Raw genomic sequence first — 15,734 nt, 5'->3', positions numbered from 1 at the left:
CTGGAGGTGGAGGTGCCGATGCGTTGGGGCGACATGGACGCCTACGGGCACATCAACAACGTCCAGATCGTCCGGATCCTCGAGGAAGCACGGATCGCGGCCTTCGGACCGCCCCAGGGGGCCGGGCTGCCCGGAACCGAACCCCTCGTCCCGCTCTTCAACGAAATACCGGAGGGGACGCTGGCGCTCGTGGTGGAGCACAAGATCCGCTATGTCAGGACCCTTGAGTACCGGAACGTGCCCGCCATCGTCCAGCTGTGGATCGGGGCGGTCAAGGGCGCCAGTTTCGACATCCACTACCTGGTGCAGGACCCCGTCACCCGGGAGGACTGCGTCCGGGCCTCGAGCCACCTTGCCTTCGTCAATGAGGCCACGGGCCGGGTGCTGCGGCTGACGCCGGAGCAGAAGGAGCGGCTGGCCCCGTATACCCGCGTCCACCCGGTCCCATAGCCTCTACCCGGGCACCAGTGGGGCTCCTACAATGAACAATCCGGAGGCTTAAGGAGGCCTGGTCAGTGTGAACATGGGCAAGAAAATGCACGAGAAGCACTCCCGCAAGAAGAAGTGGAGCGAGCTCTCGCCGATGGCACGGTTCGGAACCATCGTGGCGGCCGTGGTCCAGCTGACGCTGCTCATTGCTGCCCAGCGGGATATCTCGCGTCGGCCGGCCGAGGAAATCCGGGGGAGCAAGGCGCTGTGGCGGGTTGCCTCCCTGGTGAACTTCATCGGCCCGGGAACCTATTTCGTCGTCGGCGTGAAGCGCCGTCCCGCAACGAAGTAGGCCCTCCAGACAGGCCGCCCGAGATCTACTGGACGGTAGCTTAGGGGCGGCGTTAAATGCGCGCGTTCAGTTTAAGCCTGTAAATTGAACGTATGACCCCAACCAAGAAACCTGCCCTGCACCGTGCCCTCGGTATCTCCAAGGAGATTGAAGACGCGGCGTGGTTTGTCTTGGGCCCGGGGTTGCTCGGCAAGGCCTCCGCCCTGGATGGCCGCACCAAAACCTGGTCCGTCCAGGCCGCCGCGGAGTTGCTGGAACGCCTGGAACGCGGCGTCCCGGACCCCAAGGCGCCGATGATGACCAACCTGCGCCAGAACCTGGAAGATGCCACCCGCGGGGCGAAGCAGCTGGCCGTGGAGCTGCTGTTCCTCCAGTCCCTGCCGTTGGCCCACGAGGTCAAGTCGCTGAAGGTGAAGCGGGCCCGTGTGGCCGAGGCGGCGTCTTGGCTGGAGCCCCCGCTGGAGCTCCCCGACGAGCTCTACGCGGGCATGACGGACCACGGCGTCATCCGGGACCGCACCGCGGAATTCAACTGGACCATCTGGGACCACCTGAAGTGGCTCTGCCGCTTCGTGCAGCACGTCGCACAGCGGCCGGCCAACGTCGTCCAGTCCGCGGTCAAGGATCCGCTGGCCTTCCACAAGCTGGTCGCCGGCACCCCGAACGACCAGCCGGCCATCCGCCGCAGCATTGAATTCCTGGTCTGGCCAAGCTATTTCGAGCCCGTTGTGGCCGACGTCGAACGCCAGGAGATCCGCGACGCCTTCGCGTCCCTGGTGGGCGGGGCCAAGGGCGACAGCGACGAGGACATTTCGGCGGACATCCACCGGATCCGCCTGCACCTGGACCAGCAGGCCGGGCAGCGGATCGACTGGTACTCCCGCCAACTGGTGAGCCAGTGGCGGAAGGTCGGTGATCCCGGCCGCCGGGCCTGGCTCCTGCGCACCCACCACGAGAACGCCGAGCTGCTTTCGGAGTGGCGGGAGGAGGAAGCGGTGACGCTCGACGTCGAACACCTCCGTCTGCTGGATCCCGGCGTTACCGCCGGGCTGGTCCAGAACGCCGTTGACGAGGACTACAAGCACCTCGGCTACGTGGAGCGCGAGGACACCAAGACGGCCGTGTTCGCCTTCCTGACCGTGATGAAGCCCGGCGACCTTGTCCTCTTCCAGAGCTCGGGCAAAGTCCGGATCGGCGTGGTCCTTGGCGAGCCGGAGCACGGAAAGGACAACCGCCGGCTCCGCCGCAAGGTCCGCTGGTTCGATGAGGAACACGACGTCACCGGGCTGCCCCGCCACGTGCAGCGGCAGCTGACCACCTCCGGGAACATCGTGGACATCACGCGCGTGATCCAGGCCCTCGAGGGGCTCCTGCCGGCAGAAGCCGAAGCCGAGGAGGGCGACGGCGCCGAGCCGGATGCCGCCGTCGAGCCGGCCCGTGACGGGTTCCGGCCGCTGACGCCGGAGTTCGCCGCGTCCCTGCACATGGACCTGGATCCGCTGCAGGAAATCGCTGAACTCCTCGAGGAGAACCGGCAGCTGGTGCTCTACGGTCCGCCGGGAACGGGCAAGACATACCTGGCCAAGCACCTCGCCGCCGAACTCGCCGGCGACACCACGGACGAGCGGGTCAAGCTGGTCCAGTTCCACCCCTCGTACGCCTATGAGGACTTCTTCGAAGGCTTCCGTCCGGACAAGACGGACGAGGGCCAGGTGTCCTTCAAGCTCGTGGCCGGTCCGCTGCGCCGGCTCGCCGAGGAAGCTGCCAAGCCGGGCAACGAGAACAAGCCGTACTTCCTGATCATCGACGAGATGAACCGGGCGAACCTCGCCAAGGTGTTCGGCGAGCTGTACTTCCTGCTCGAATACCGCGATGACCGCATCTATCTCCAGTACAGCCCCAACGAGCCGTTCACCCTGCCGGACAACCTCTACATCATCGGCACCATGAACACCGCGGACCGCTCCATCGCGATGATGGACGCGGCCATCCGGCGTCGGTTCTCTTTCATCGAGCTCCATCCCAAGACCGAACCCGTCAAGGGCTCGCTGCTGCGCTTCCTCCAGGCCCGCGACCTGGACACGACGCCGGCCCTGCTGCTTGACGCCCTGAACAATGCGATCGACGAATGGGACCGGGACCTCATGATCGGGCCCTCCTACTTCATGAAGAAGTCGGCCCAGACGCCCAAGGGCCTCCGCAGAATCTGGAAGTACGAGCTCATGCCGCTGCTGGAGGAGCACTATCACGGCCAGCTCAACCGCGCCCAGCTCGAGGAACGGTTCGGACTGGAAAACCTGATGGCCCGCCTGGCGCATGCCTAGGCTGCCGCTGACCGGTGACACCATGGCGTTGGCCGGCAGCGCCGTCGCCGTGGATCAGGGCGCGTCCGGGCGCGGCTTGTCCGTGCCCTCTTCGGATGGGCGGGGCTCGACCGGACGGGGCTCGACCGGACAGGTTGCATCGGGACGGGGTGTCTCCGGACGCGCCGGCGCCGAGCCGTGCCGGCACATAGTCCTCGACGAACTCTCCGCCGGCGTCGTGGAGCGGCTTGATCCGGACACGGCCGCCTATGTCAACGCCAGTGGCCTGGCGAAGGCCTCGCCGATGGGCATGGGCCTGTACCGGATCGAACCCGTCGGGACCGTGGGGTCGGTGCGCACTCCGACCGTGCAGCTGGAGGTGCGGCCGAAGGGACGGCTCGGGCTGAACCGGCTCCTGTTCCTGCTCGGCTACGCGGGGGACCAAGGCTTCCGCGACGAATCGGTTGCCGCCGTGGAGCATACCGATCTGTGGAGCGCCCTGGCCGAATCCCTGGCACAGCTAGCGGACCGGGCGCTCAGCCGCGGCGTGCTGCAGGGGTACCTCATGGTCGAAGAATCCCTCCGGACCGTCAAGGGCCGGATCCGGATGTCGGACCAGATTTCCCGCCGCCCCGGGATGCTGGTGCCGCTGGAAGTCTCCTATGACGAGTTCACCGAGGACATCGCGGAGAACCGGATCCTGCGCGCCGCGCTGGAACGGATGTCCCAGGTGCCGCGCGTGCGGCCGGAAGTCCTTAGCCGGCTGCGCCAGCTCAAGGGAAAGCTCGACGTCGTGACGCGCCTTCAGTCCGGCGCGCCGCTGCCGCAGTGGCGGCCCAGCCGGATGAACACCCGCTACCACGCGGTTCTCCGGCTTTCCGAACTGATCCTGCGGAACGCCTCCGCCGAGGCGGGCGACGGCAAGCAGCAGTCGGCGTCGTTCGTGGTGGACATGGCAAAGGTGTTCGAGGACTTCGTGGGGACGGCCCTGCGGGAAGCCATGGCCGCCTTCCCTGGAGAAATGCGGCTTCGCTACAACGCCTTGCTGAACGAGGCCGTCCGCGACTCGGACCGGATTGTGGTCCAGCCCGGAGCCGTCCACTTCCTCGGCGGCCAGCCGGTGATGGTGTACGACGCCAAGTACAAGGCCGCCGCCGACGCGGGAGCGTCGCTCTCAGGCGACCACTACAGGATGCTGGCCTACTGCACCTCCCTGCGGGTGCCGACGGCGTGGATTGTCTACCCCGGGTCAGGGGAGATCAAGCTGCGCCGGATTCTCAATACCGACATCGACATCGTCGAGTTCCCGCTGGACCTGTCCTTGCCGCCGTCGGAAATCCTGGCCTCCGTGGCAGACCTTGCCCAACAGTCGTGGGGCGAAGTGCTCCGGCAGGCCAGTATTGGCCGTTCAGCCAGCTAGCCGTTCGGCACGTTGACCGGCGGCTAACCGCCCAGCCAGTTAGGCGGATTCTTCCTGTTCGACGGCGACCGTGAGCATGTGGTCCAGGAGGGCCTTTTCCGGCTTACCCGGGTTGTTGGTGACGTGCCAGCGCAGTTTCTCCCGCACGTCCGCCTCGTCCGGGTTGGTGTCAGCGAGAACCTCGCTAATGATGGACATCGCCTGCCGGCGCAGCGGCTCCAGATCCGGGTCGGCTCCGCGGAACGGGCGCGGCCGGATGGCGCGGTGTGTGGTGTGGCCGAGGCGGCGGAACTCAAGAACTGTGGGACCGGACTCCCTGCGGCTGGAATCCGTGGGGCTGGCGTGAGTAGTGGTGGCTTCTCCTGGCGCAGCAACCGCGTTGGGCTCGTCATTGGACATCAGCAAGTGCGGCATCGTGCGCTCTCCCGTGTTTGCAGTACACAGCGGTACTGTCCGAATAATGCCTATAGTCCCCGGTGTCGAATATTAGCGGAGGCGGTTCAGCGTGCACTGGAAGCGGGCCGCGCGACACGCCAGATTTCTGCTGGTCATCGGACGTAGTCAGGCGTGTTTGTCCGGGATCGGGCCCTGAAGGCCCTGAAGGAAAGCGTCCAGACGGAGCTCCAGCGCCGTGGAATCCTTCAGCTCGCATTCCCACACCGTGAGCACCTCCCAGCCGTCGTGTTCGAGCTGGAGCCGCTGGGCGGCGTCGCGGTTCCGGGTTCGCGTGCGCTTGGTTTCCCAGAACTCGGCATTAGCCTGGGGTGCGTGTTGTCCTACCCGGCACTCGTGGAAGTGCCAGAAGCAGCCGTTGACGAAGATGACCTTGTGCCGGCCGGCGAAGACGAGATCGGGGTTGCCCGGGAGTTTGCCGCCGTGCGCGCTGCCGTGCAGGCGGTAGCGGTATCCCTTCGCGTGCAGCAGCCTGCGGACCATCATTTCCGGCTTGGTGTTCTTGCCGCGGATGCGGGACATGTTCCAGCTGCGCCGCTCAGGGGTCAGCTTGTCCGCCATGCTTTAAGTCTAGGCGGGTGACTGGGCGGGCGCGGCGGGACCCGGCGGCGGGGGCGGCCGGGACGCGGCGTCGGGCGTTAGATCTCCCGCTCGGGGTGTTCGCCGAACTGGAAGTGGCGTCCGCTGACCGACGTTGGCGTAATTTCGACGTAGAAGTCCTTCAACGTCGGAACCCAGGGCTTGAGTCCGAGGGCCTCGGCCTCGGCGATATCCGCCGATTGATCGAGGACGCGCGCAGTGCCCCGTAGGACCACGGACCACGCCTCCTCGGACAGGATTCCGTCGGTTTCGAAAAGCACTTTCGAGTTGATGGTGAGTTCCGCCAGTTTGTTTCCGGGGGCAGTGCGGAGGAACAATTTACGGCCGCTGGCCGCGTAGTTCACCGGGAATATGTCGGGTTCTCCAGCCACGGTGACCACAAGCCTGCCGTGTTTTGTGCTGTCGATAAGTTTCCAGGACTGCTCGTCGTCAAGCTTGAGGATGGGGTTGCCGTCTTCGTGTTCGAACATCATGGGTTCATTGTTCTGGCGACGGCAGGGGAGACGCTAGGGGCTAAAGGACTCAACGCAAGCTGGACTGCCGGATTCCGCGGTCTCCGACGAGGGTAGGGACCCTGCTGTGGATAACTTCAATGTGCAAAATGTGACGTCGGTTACCCTTAAGCATTGCTTGGACTCGCGCGTCTTGATTTCTATCGGGGGAGTAGCTGACCATGACATCCCGCACTTCGCTTTCCGGCCTGCGGCGCGTGTGCACCGCCGCCCTGATGTCGTTCTCCCTGGTCATGGTCGCCGCGTGCAGCGGGGGAGGCACCCCGCCTACAGGCACTCCACCGTCAGAGTCTCAAAGCCCCGCCGCCTCCAGTCCAAGCGCCGCCCCCACGCCCAGCGCCAGTTACAAACCCGCTGACGCGACAGGGAAGGCGCAGAACGTCCCGATTCCAGTTCTGCCCGAGGCCGCGAAGGCGGAGACGAAGGAAGGCGCTATAGCCTTCGCAAAGCATTGGTATACGCTACTGAATTACGCATATCAGACGGGGGAATTCCGGCTGATGGATGAGGTGACCGACTCATCGTGCAGGCTATGCGCCAAGGTGCGCCCGGGAATTGTGGAGTGGAATTCCGAAGGACGATGGATCGCGGGAGGGTTGGTCCAAGCGAAGGGGGCCTATACCAACTTCGTCAAGACAACCCAGGGTAGCTACCAAGTGACCACACAGTTGGAGCAATCGGCGGGAACGCTGTATCGAGCGGACTCAAGTGTCGAGAAATCCGTGCCGGCCTCACAAGTTCTCGCTGATATCATGATTCTCCGCTTCTCTGACGGTCGTTGGACGGCGATGGATATTGACCGGATCGGTGCATGATTCGCTTCCGGCCCTCAGCGCGAAGACGGTGGGGCATCGGGATTGTATTCGTTGCTGTCATTTCTTTTTCCCTAACCATTGGCCCTTCGGCCAACGCGGGGGCATCCGACGTTTTTTGGAACGAAACGGGCGTGGGTGTCTGGCGTTATGACTCGACGTTCGGAGTTTGGGTAGATGCGCCCGGGACTGTTCCGGAGAGCCCATTCCAGTACAGGTTTGACTACCTGTGCCTGATAGATAACAACAATTTCGATCTTCCTTGTCTCGCGGCGACGGCTGAATGTAATGCTGGCCAAAACGGTCGCCCTGTTCGATGGTGGTGGAAGCTAGTTGTTGCGGGACCGAACGATTGGAGCCGCATCTCGCCAGACCGCTGTGTCTACCTCGAGGAGCCCGTGGATGTCCTGGGCCAGATTGCCGCCCAGATTCAGACGAAATTTCAACAGCTTCCCATCAACGCCGGCAGCAGCGTCACGCAGCCGAGTCCGCACACGCTCCGGGGTGCCGAGACAAATCTCTACGCGGAAGCCGCCGAGCAATCATTCAGCGTGAACATGCTGGGTCAAGACGTCGCAATCATTGCGAAGCCGGTGCAGTACACGTGGAGCTATGGAGACGGCACTTCGCTGGGGCCGCAAACGGCCGCCGGGGCGCCCCTTCCGCAGGACCGCTGGGGTGAGAAGACCCTGACCAGCCACATCTACACCCAGACCGGCGACTTCGCGGTGGTGCTGACGACGCATTTCCAGGGCACGTACTCGGTGAATGGCGGACCGGCGCTGCCCATTCCCGGCCAAGGCCAATTCAGCTCGCCGCCACAGACCGTCAGCGTCTGGCGGTCGATCACCAGGAATTACGCAGATACCTGCCTGCAGAACCCTCAAGGCCAAGGCTGCCCCGGCGTCGCCCCGCCTCCGCCGTAAGCCTCCGCCGCCTCAAGTTCGCCCCGCCACCGCCCTTAGCCCGGGCTAAGCACGGGCGCCACAGTCCGTGGCTTGGGTGGCTAGGCTCGCAGCTCGCGGTCTACCCGGGCCATCCGGGCGTTCACCAGCTGGCAACGGGGATCGTCCGGTCCGATCAGCGCCGCCGCGGCGGCCGCGGTTGCCGTATCTGCGGACCCCATGTCGCTCGTGCACCACTGCAGCATCAGCCCGGCATCACCGCTGGAGCGTATGGACGCCCCCACGGCCGCGTTGAGCTCGTCGCGCATGAACCCGATCGCCAGGTTGGTCGACCGCGTGAGGAGTTGCGCCGGATAGGCCGCGAATGCCTCGGCAACCCGGCCCTCCCGAAGGTGGGCTGCCACAGCCGAGGCGTCCGTCACCGCATGAACGGTGGAAGAGAACCGGTAGGGGTTCGCCTCCAGGACCCCGCCCAGGATGTTGCGTATCCGGTGCATCTCGGTCCGGATCGCTGCGCCTGTGCCCGCGTCGCCATGGATCTCGCAAGCCAGTTCATCTGCACTCCAGCCCTGGTCACGAGAGGCCAGCAGGGCAAGGATTTCGGCGCGGCGAAGCGTCAGCGGGCGCTGGGGACCGCCGTCGACCGCCGCGGACGGCGCGTCCCCCAAAAGCCGCAGCATGAGCCGTGACCGGGCGCCGCCGTCGTGCGTTGTCCGCTCATCACGTCGGAACGGCTGCCCTCGGCGCCTAAATTCGGAGTCGGAAACAGGGGCCGATTTCAGCAGCTCCTCCGCAAGCCGCACTCCACAACGCACCAGCCGCAGGCTGTCCGGCGTGACCGACTCGAACGGGCCGGAGACATCGAGGACGCCGACGATTTCGCCGGTCAAGGGGTCGCGAATCGGAGAGGCAGTGCAGGCCCAGTCGTGATGGGTCCGCACCAGGTGCTCGGCCGAGAACAGCTGCGCCGGAGCGCCAGTTACCAAGGCTTCGCTGATGGCGTTGGTGCCCACCCCTGCCTCGGACCAGTCGGCACCCTCCACGAACTCCAGGGAGTCGGCAAGCCGCAGCGCCTGTTTGCTGCCAACGCGCCACAGCACTTCTCCGTCGTGGTCAGTCACAATGAGCAAATGGCGCCCGGTCGCGGTCTCATCGGCCAGCAGCTGTGACAGGGCAGGCATGACCGCGGCCAGCCGATGGCCGGCGCTGAGGGAGCGCGCCTCGGAGACTTCATGCCGGTGCGGCGGACGGTGCTGGTCCGGGTTGATGCCCAAGGCGAGGGAGCGCTGCCAGGATTTGATGAGCGCCGGCGACAGGCGGGAATCCGGGGTGCCGGACATGGTGGTCTCGTGCGCCGCGCGGAGAATTCGGGCGTACTCCGCCGGCGCGGAAAACCTGAGGTCTGAGGGATGCGTGCTGGAGCCATGGCCCTGCGGCATCCTCATTCTCCCAACTCGCCCTCGAATCGTCGCGCCCGGCTGGTTCCTCGCCGCCGTCGGCTGCCGTGTGCCGGCCGACAGCTCGAGAGCTCCGTGTAACCCGATTGTAACCCCCTGCGATCTTTACTTGTGATGCGGGTCACTGCGTGGTCTAGGCGTCACGCGACGGAAGCGGCCCACTGTCAGCAACGGAAAGAGGAATCATGCCTGAGACACCAAATGGCGTTGTCGGGGCGTGGTTGGCGCAGTTCGAAGAGGCACTGCGCGGCCACAACACGGACGCCGCACTGGAACTTTTCGACGACGATTCGTACTGGCGCGACTTCGTCTCCTTCACCTGGAACCTCAAGACCCTTGAGGGCAAGGAAGACATCCGGCGCATGCTCGACGCGACCCTGGATGACGTGCAGCCCAGCAACTGGACCCTCGCCGAAGACGCCACCGGGGACGTCGCCAACACCGAGGCCTGGGTGAACTTCGAGACCACCCAGGCGCGGGGCTACGCGCATCTGCGCCTCCGGAACGGCAAATGCTGGACCCTGCTCACCACCATGCAGGAGCTCAAGGGCTTCGAAGAAAAGAAGGGACCCAACCGGCCAAAAGGCGTCGCCCATGAAATCACCCAAGGCCGCAAATCCTGGCTGGAACTGAAGGAAGAACAGGAGGCGCGCCTCGGCTACGAAGAGCAGCCCTACACGGTCATCATCGGCGGCGGCCAAGGCGGGATCGGGTTGGCGGCGCGGCTGCGCAGGCTCGGAGTGCCCACCATCATCATCGAGAAGAATGAGCGCGCGGGTGACTCGTGGCGCAACCGCTATAAGTCCCTCCACCTGCACGATCCGGTCTGGTACGACCACCTGCCCTACATAAAGTTCCCGGACGACTGGCCCGTATTCGCGGCCAAGGACAAGATCGGCGACTGGTTGGAAAACTACACGCGGATCATGGAACTGAATTACTGGTCCAAGACCGAGTGCACCAACGCCCGCTTCGACGAAACGTCCCAGGAGTGGGTGGTGGAGGTGATGCGCGACGGCGCACCGGTCACCCTGCGCCCCAAGCAGCTGGTCTTCGCCCTGGGGGTTTCGGGGTACCCCAGCGTCCCCACGTTCGACGGCGCCGAGTCCTTCCTGGGGGAGCAGTACCACTCGTCCAAGCACCCGGGCGGCGGAGACTGGACCGGCCGGAAGGCCGTGGTGATCGGCTCCAACAATTCCGCCCACGACATCTGCGCCGACCTCTGGGAGCACGGGGCCGATGTCACCATGGTCCAGCGGTCCTCGACGCACATTGCCCGCAGCGAATCCCTCATGGACCTGGCCCTGGGCGATCTGTACTCCGAAAAAGCGTTGGCCAACGGCGTCACGACGGAGAAGGCCGATCTGCTCTTCGCCTCGTTGCCGTACCGGATTCTGCCCGAGGCCCAGATCCCCGTCTATGCCGAGATGGCCCGGCGGGACGCGGACTTCTACTCCCAGCTCGAGGCTGCCGGCTTTGACCTGGACTTCGGCGTCGACGGCTCCGGCCTGTTCCTGAAGTACCTGAGGCGCGGTTCCGGCTACTACATCGACGTCGGTGCCTCGCAGCTGATCATCGGCGGCCGGGTCAAGCTGGCCAACGGCGAGGTCAGCAAGATCACCGGCAACTCCGTGGTGATGGCCAACGGCACGGAACTTGAGGCCGACGTCATCATTTACGCCACGGGTTACGGCTCGATGAACGGCTGGCTGGCCGATCTGGTTTCGCCCGAGGTGGCCGACGCCGTTGGCAAGTGCTGGGGGTTCGGATCGGACACACCCAAGGATCCGGGGCCGTGGGAGGGGGAGCTGCGCAACATGTGGAAGCCCACAAACGTGGAGAACCTTTGGATCCACGGCGGCAACCTGCACCAGAGCCGGCACTACTCCAACTATCTGGCGCTGCAGCTGAAGGCGCGGATGGAAGGACTGCCGACCCCGGTCTTCGAGCTGCAGCCCACACACCACACCCGCTGACCATGCCCGCACCATGCCGGCTGACCAGCAAAGGCCGTGACAATCCCCGGCACGGCCACCACACTGGGGTTACGGCCCCGCTGTGAACATCCAAAACATTCCGTGGATGCGCCTGCCCGGGCGCATCCACGGCCTGGAATCCGAAGGTGAAACCCCATGAAAGCAGCACGATTCCATGCCCGCGAGGATCTCCGGATCGAAGACATCCAGGAGCCCGAGCTGCGTCCGGGAACGGTGAAGATCGCCGTGGCCTGGTGCGGTATCTGCGGCACCGACCTTCATGAATTTCTCGAAGGACCCATTTTCACCCCGCCGCCCGGCCATCCCCACGGGCTTACCCACGAGGCCGCCCCGGTCACCCTGGGACACGAATTCTCCGGCACCATCGAGGAACTCGGGGAAGGCGTCACCGGCCTGGCCGTCGGAGACAACGTCGTCGTTGAGCCGTACGTCGTCTGCAACGAATGCGGCCCTTGCCGCAGCGGGCACTACAACCTGTGCACCAAGTTGGGCTTCATCGGATTGGCGGGCGGCGGTGGCGGCCTGAGCGAAAAGATCGTTGTCGACACGCGGTGGGTCCATCCGGTCGGCGACATCCCCCTGGACGAGGCCGCCCTCATCGAGCCCCTCGCGGTGGCGTATCACGCCGTCGGAAGGAGCGGCCTCACAGCCGGGGACGTCGCCGTCGTCGGCGGTGCCGGACCCATCGGTCTCCTGACCGCCGCGGTCCTCAAGGGCATCGGCATCACCACGATCGTCACCGAGCTGTCGGCCGCCCGCAAGGAGAAGGCGACCTCGTCCGGCGTCGCGGATCATGTCCTGGACCCCAGCACCGACGACGTCAAGGCGCGCGTGCTGGAACTGACCGGCGGTGCAGGGGCCAATGCGGCGTTTGAATGTGCCGGCGTGAACGCGGTGTTGGACACCATGCTCGACGTCGTCAAGCCCGCCGGCGTCGTCGTCAACGTCTCCATCTGGGGCCACCCGGCCACTGTCGACATGCAGAAAGTGGTGCTGAAGGAAATTGACCTGCGCGGCACCATTGCCTACTGCGGCGATCACGAAGCCGCCATCAAGCTCGTCCAGGAAGGAAAAGTCGACCTGAAACCCTTCATCACCGGCAGAATCGCCCTGGATGACTTGGTGGACAAAGGGTTCGACACGCTGATCAACCACAACGACACCGCGGTAAAGATCATCGTCCACCCATCGTGATCCGAGTCTCAGATGGAATAGTTGCAGACGCCGCGCAGTTGCCGCCAGTGAACCCATTCACCGTGAAAGGAATTGCGCATGCTGTTTTCCCCGATGACCCTCGGCGACCTGAAACTGCCCAACCGACTCGTGATGGCGCCACTGACCCGCGTCCGCTCCGGTCAGGAAGGAATCCCGGGGCCGCTGGTAGTTGAGCACTACCGCCAGCGCGCCTCACTCGGCCTGATCGTCAGCGAGGGCACCTACCCGAGCCCGGCCGGCCGGGGCTTCCCGGGCCAGCCCGGGCTCGTCACCGACCAACAGTTTGAAGGCTGGTCCAACGTCACTTCCGCTGTGCACGCCGAAGGCGGCCGGATCTTCGCCCAGGTCATGCACGCAGGCCGCGTCACGCATGTGGACACCACCGGTGGCCACGAAGTCGTCGCGCCCAGCGCCATTGCGATCGACGGCGAAACCCGCACCTACGCGGGCAAGCAGCCGTTCCCCGTCCCGCGCGCCCTCACCACCGAGGAACTGCCGGGCATCGTCGAGGAATTCGTCACGGCGTCCCGCAGAGCGGTAGAGGCAGGATTCGACGGCGTTGAGCTTCACTCGGCCAACGGTTACCTGCTGCACGAATTCCTGGCTCCGTCCGCCAACCAGCGCAACGACGTCTACGGTGGCTCCCCGGAAAACCGGGCGCGCTTCGTGATCGAGGTTGCCCAGGCCGTCGTGGATGCGATTGGCGCGGACCGCGTCGGCATCCGCATCTCGCCGGAACACAATGTCCAAGGTGCCGTGGAACTCGACGCGGCGGACGTCCGGGCCACCTACGGCCACCTCGTGGACACCCTGGCTCCGCTGAAGCTGGCCTACCTCAGCATCCTGCACAAGGACCCCACCAGTGAGCTGGTCCAGGACCTGCGCGCACGGTTCAACGGCACGTTCCTGATCAACACCGGCTTCGGCGTTGTCACGACGCGCGACGAGGCCACCGCGCTGGTCGCCGACGGCCACGCTGACGCCGTCGTCGTCGGACGCCCCGCCATCGCCAACCCGGACCTGGTGCGCCGCTGGCGCGAAGGCCTGCCGGTCAACGAGGCGGATCCGGCCACGTTCTACACCGAGGGCCCTGCTGGCTACACCGACTACCCGGCCTACCAGAACTAGGTAGCGCGGAGTCAACGCGGTACGAGGGGCGCTGCGTCACTAAGTAGCGCCGGCACCACCACCGCTGGACATGTCCAGCCTTGGCCACAAAGAGTGGGCAGAACACCGTTCTGCCCACTCTTTGCCTTACAGAATGGGCATGTCCGGCGTCCTATAGGATCTGAACATGCAACTAGCTTCCTCCGGGAGTCGCCCTGAGGGCCATTCCGCGGGCCGTCCCATCAGCCGGCAGGTCCTCGCCGACCACGTCTATGAAGAGCTTCTGGCGTCGCTGATGGACGGGCGGCTCGAACCCGGGACCGCAGTGAGCATTGATGGAACCGCCAGGGAGCTCAACGTTTCCCCGACGCCGGTGCGCGAGGCGCTCGCGCGGCTCGAACACACCGGAATGGTCCGCCGCGTCGCACTCAAGGGCTACCGCGTTGCGCCGATGTTCACCCAGGAGGACTTCGCCGAACTCATGGAGGCGCGGCTGGCCATCGAGCCCGTTAACGCCCGCCTGGCGTGCGCCCGCCTGACGCCGGCGCACCATGCCGAGCTGGCCATGGCGGTCGCCGACCTCAAGAAAGCACCACGTGGCCCGTCGTTTGCGGAGTACCGCGACTATCTGGACGCCGACGAGCGCTTCCACCGGCTGATCGCGGAGCAGACCGGCAATCAGTTCATGGTGGCCGCCTACGCTGCCCTCGGCGGGCAGGTCCAGCGCTTCCGTCTGTTCGGCGGCGTCGGCATCACGGACGCGGAGCAGGCGATCGCCGAGCACCAGGCGGTCCTGGATGCGCTGTCCTCGGGCGACCCGGAGAAGGCCGCAGCTGCCATGGCCGAGCACGTGCAAAAAGTGCGCGGACGCGCCATCGCGGACGCTCCTGCGGAATAACCGCCAAGCACTTTTCCGGGCCTTTTCAAACGCGGATTAAATCCCTATAGGATCTTCGATTGTTGCCAATGTAGTGAATGTGACCTTGACAACACCCTTTCGATAGTAAATCCTATAGGAAACAGGATTCCACGAAGGAGTGAACCCATGGCTTACACAGCCGAAAACTGGCCCATCACCGCAGCGCTCCTGCAATTCCCGGGAACCGACGCGCAGGGTAACCACATCAACGACGCCGACGCCTCCGCCTGGGCCGAGGTCTTTACCGAGGTCAAGGAAGCCGGCTTTGCCGACGCAGACCTCACGGACAGCTGGGTCCGCCCCGGCGACCTGAGCTCGGCCCGCCTCGCCGAGTTCAAGCGGACCGCCGACAACGTGGGCATCGGCATCCCCGTCATCTCGGCCATCCGCCGCAGCGTGATCGAGGAGGGCAACTGGGAAGCCAACCTGGCCTACAGCCACCGCACCATCGATGCTGCGGCCGAGCTTGGCTGCGAGGTCGTCTCGTTTGGACTGCACCAGGCCATCACCGCCGAGCAGCTGAAGCAGATGTGGTTCTGGACCGTCGAAGGCTACAAGGACCCGGTGGGGGACAAGGAAACCTGGGGCAAGGCCGTGACCCGCCTGCGGGAACTCGGCCAGCACGCGGCCGAGGTCGGCGTACTGCTCTCGCTCGAAATGTACGAGGACACGTACCTTGGCACCGCGGATTCCTCCGTCCAGCTGGTCCAGGACATCGGCCTGGCCAACGTCGGCCTCAACCCTGACATCGGCAACCTCATCCGCCTGCACCGCCCGATCGAGGACTGGCGCGAGATGGTCGCCAAGACCCTCCCATACTCCAACTACTGGCACATGAAGAACTACATCCGCGACGAGGACGTGGCCCGTGACACCTACGTCGCGATGCCGGCCCCGATGGAAAGCGGCCTCATCAACTACCGCGAGGCGTTCAAGGTCGCGCTGTCCGTGGGCTTCCAGGGCATCCTGTGCACCGAGCACTACGGCGGCGACGGTCTCTCCGTCACGGCCAGCAACCAGGACTACCTCCGACGCCAGGTCCTGCCGAAAACCGACGGCTACGCCCTCGGCCAGAGCCAGGTGGCCCAGGGCCGGCAGCAGCCCGCAGCCACGGCACTCGCCAGCGTCTGACCCGGCGCCTGACACCGGAACGTGACACGGGAACCCGACCCGGCACGTGACACCGGAACGTGACACGGGAACCCGACCCGGCACGTGACACCGGGGTCCTGGTGCGGCCGTCAAGCCATTTG

At 65.3% G+C, this 15,734-nt stretch carries 15 protein-coding genes; 11 read left to right on the top strand and 4 right to left on the bottom strand.

Features of this window, described 5'->3' with window-relative positions:
• The first annotated feature begins 18 nt into the window (after positions 1–18).
• The 4 genes from AC1DDO_RS15925 (at position 19) to AC1DDO_RS15910 (ending at position 4,504) form a co-directional block, all read left to right on the top strand.
• Positions 19–450, top strand: coding sequence for an acyl-CoA thioesterase (locus AC1DDO_RS15925; RefSeq protein WP_476867227.1), 432 nt, complete (start codon positions 19–21; stop codon positions 448–450).
• A gap of 73 nt (positions 451–523) precedes the next feature.
• Complete coding sequence (locus tag AC1DDO_RS15920) at positions 524–781, top strand: hypothetical protein (RefSeq protein WP_441410078.1); 258 nt, start codon at positions 524–526, stop codon at positions 779–781.
• 92 nt (positions 782–873) lie between these two features.
• Positions 874–3,105: an McrB family protein gene (locus AC1DDO_RS15915; protein ID WP_476867226.1), complete on the top strand. Its 2,232-nt coding sequence runs from the start codon at positions 874–876 to the stop codon at positions 3,103–3,105.
• The gene (locus tag AC1DDO_RS15910; protein ID WP_476867225.1) at positions 3,098–4,504 is read left to right on the top strand and encodes a 5-methylcytosine restriction system specificity protein McrC; all 1,407 of its coding nucleotides are present in this window, start codon (positions 3,098–3,100) and stop codon (positions 4,502–4,504) included. The genes AC1DDO_RS15915 and AC1DDO_RS15910 overlap by 8 nt, the downstream gene beginning before the upstream one ends.
• Positions 4,505–4,543: 39 nt before the next feature.
• Here AC1DDO_RS15910 and AC1DDO_RS15905 read toward each other — a convergent pair whose 3' ends face one another.
• The 3 genes from AC1DDO_RS15905 to AC1DDO_RS15895 form a co-directional block, all read right to left on the bottom strand.
• Entirely contained in the window at positions 4,544–4,918 is a 375-nt protein-coding gene (locus AC1DDO_RS15905; protein WP_476972235.1) for a hypothetical protein, read from the bottom strand.
• A 147-nt stretch (positions 4,919–5,065) separates the two neighbouring features.
• Positions 5,066–5,518, bottom strand: a complete 453-nt coding sequence (locus tag AC1DDO_RS15900) for a very short patch repair endonuclease (RefSeq protein WP_476867223.1) — start codon at positions 5,516–5,518, stop codon at positions 5,066–5,068.
• 77 nt (positions 5,519–5,595) lie between these two features.
• Positions 5,596–6,030, bottom strand: coding sequence for a pyridoxamine 5'-phosphate oxidase family protein (locus AC1DDO_RS15895; protein WP_476867222.1), 435 nt, complete (start codon positions 6,028–6,030; stop codon positions 5,596–5,598).
• Between the two features lie 200 nt (positions 6,031–6,230).
• Here AC1DDO_RS15895 and AC1DDO_RS15890 point away from each other — a divergent pair, with 200 nt between their 5' ends.
• The gene (locus tag AC1DDO_RS15890; RefSeq protein WP_476867221.1) at positions 6,231–6,884 is read left to right on the top strand and encodes a DUF6318 family protein; all 654 of its coding nucleotides are present in this window, start codon (positions 6,231–6,233) and stop codon (positions 6,882–6,884) included.
• A 395-nt stretch (positions 6,885–7,279) separates the two neighbouring features.
• Positions 7,280–7,807 (top strand): PKD domain-containing protein, encoded by a 528-nt coding sequence (locus AC1DDO_RS15885; protein ID WP_476972234.1) that lies wholly within the window; start codon positions 7,280–7,282, stop codon positions 7,805–7,807.
• 80 nt (positions 7,808–7,887) lie between these two features.
• On the opposite strand, the gene AC1DDO_RS15880 is transcribed toward AC1DDO_RS15885, so the two are convergent.
• On the bottom strand, positions 7,888–9,225 hold the full coding sequence (locus AC1DDO_RS15880; RefSeq protein ID WP_476867219.1) for a GAF domain-containing protein: 1,338 nt from the start codon (positions 9,223–9,225) through the stop codon (positions 7,888–7,890).
• 203 nt (positions 9,226–9,428) lie between these two features.
• On the opposite strand from AC1DDO_RS15880, the gene AC1DDO_RS15875 reads away from it, so the two are divergent.
• The 5 genes from AC1DDO_RS15875 to AC1DDO_RS15855 all read left to right on the top strand — a co-directional run bounded on the left by AC1DDO_RS15875 (position 9,429) and on the right by AC1DDO_RS15855 (position 15,612).
• Positions 9,429–11,219 (top strand): NAD(P)/FAD-dependent oxidoreductase, encoded by a 1,791-nt coding sequence (locus AC1DDO_RS15875; protein ID WP_476867218.1) that lies wholly within the window; start codon positions 9,429–9,431, stop codon positions 11,217–11,219.
• A 156-nt stretch (positions 11,220–11,375) separates the two neighbouring features.
• Positions 11,376–12,434, top strand: a complete 1,059-nt coding sequence (locus AC1DDO_RS15870; RefSeq protein WP_476867217.1) for a 2,3-butanediol dehydrogenase — start codon at positions 11,376–11,378, stop codon at positions 12,432–12,434.
• A 78-nt stretch (positions 12,435–12,512) separates the two neighbouring features.
• Entirely contained in the window at positions 12,513–13,583 is a 1,071-nt protein-coding gene (locus tag AC1DDO_RS15865; protein WP_476867216.1) for an alkene reductase, read from the top strand.
• A 166-nt stretch (positions 13,584–13,749) separates the two neighbouring features.
• Complete coding sequence (locus AC1DDO_RS15860) at positions 13,750–14,460, top strand: GntR family transcriptional regulator (protein WP_476867215.1); 711 nt, start codon at positions 13,750–13,752, stop codon at positions 14,458–14,460.
• Positions 14,461–14,607: 147 nt separating this feature from the next.
• On the top strand, positions 14,608–15,612 hold the full coding sequence (locus AC1DDO_RS15855) for a sugar phosphate isomerase/epimerase family protein (protein ID WP_476972233.1): 1,005 nt from the start codon (positions 14,608–14,610) through the stop codon (positions 15,610–15,612).
• The last annotated feature ends 122 nt before the right edge of the window (positions 15,613–15,734 follow it).

The sequence above is a fragment of the Arthrobacter sp. 10N43 genome (genome assembly GCF_056394525.1).
This window is presented reverse-complemented; position numbering and strand designations above follow the sequence as displayed.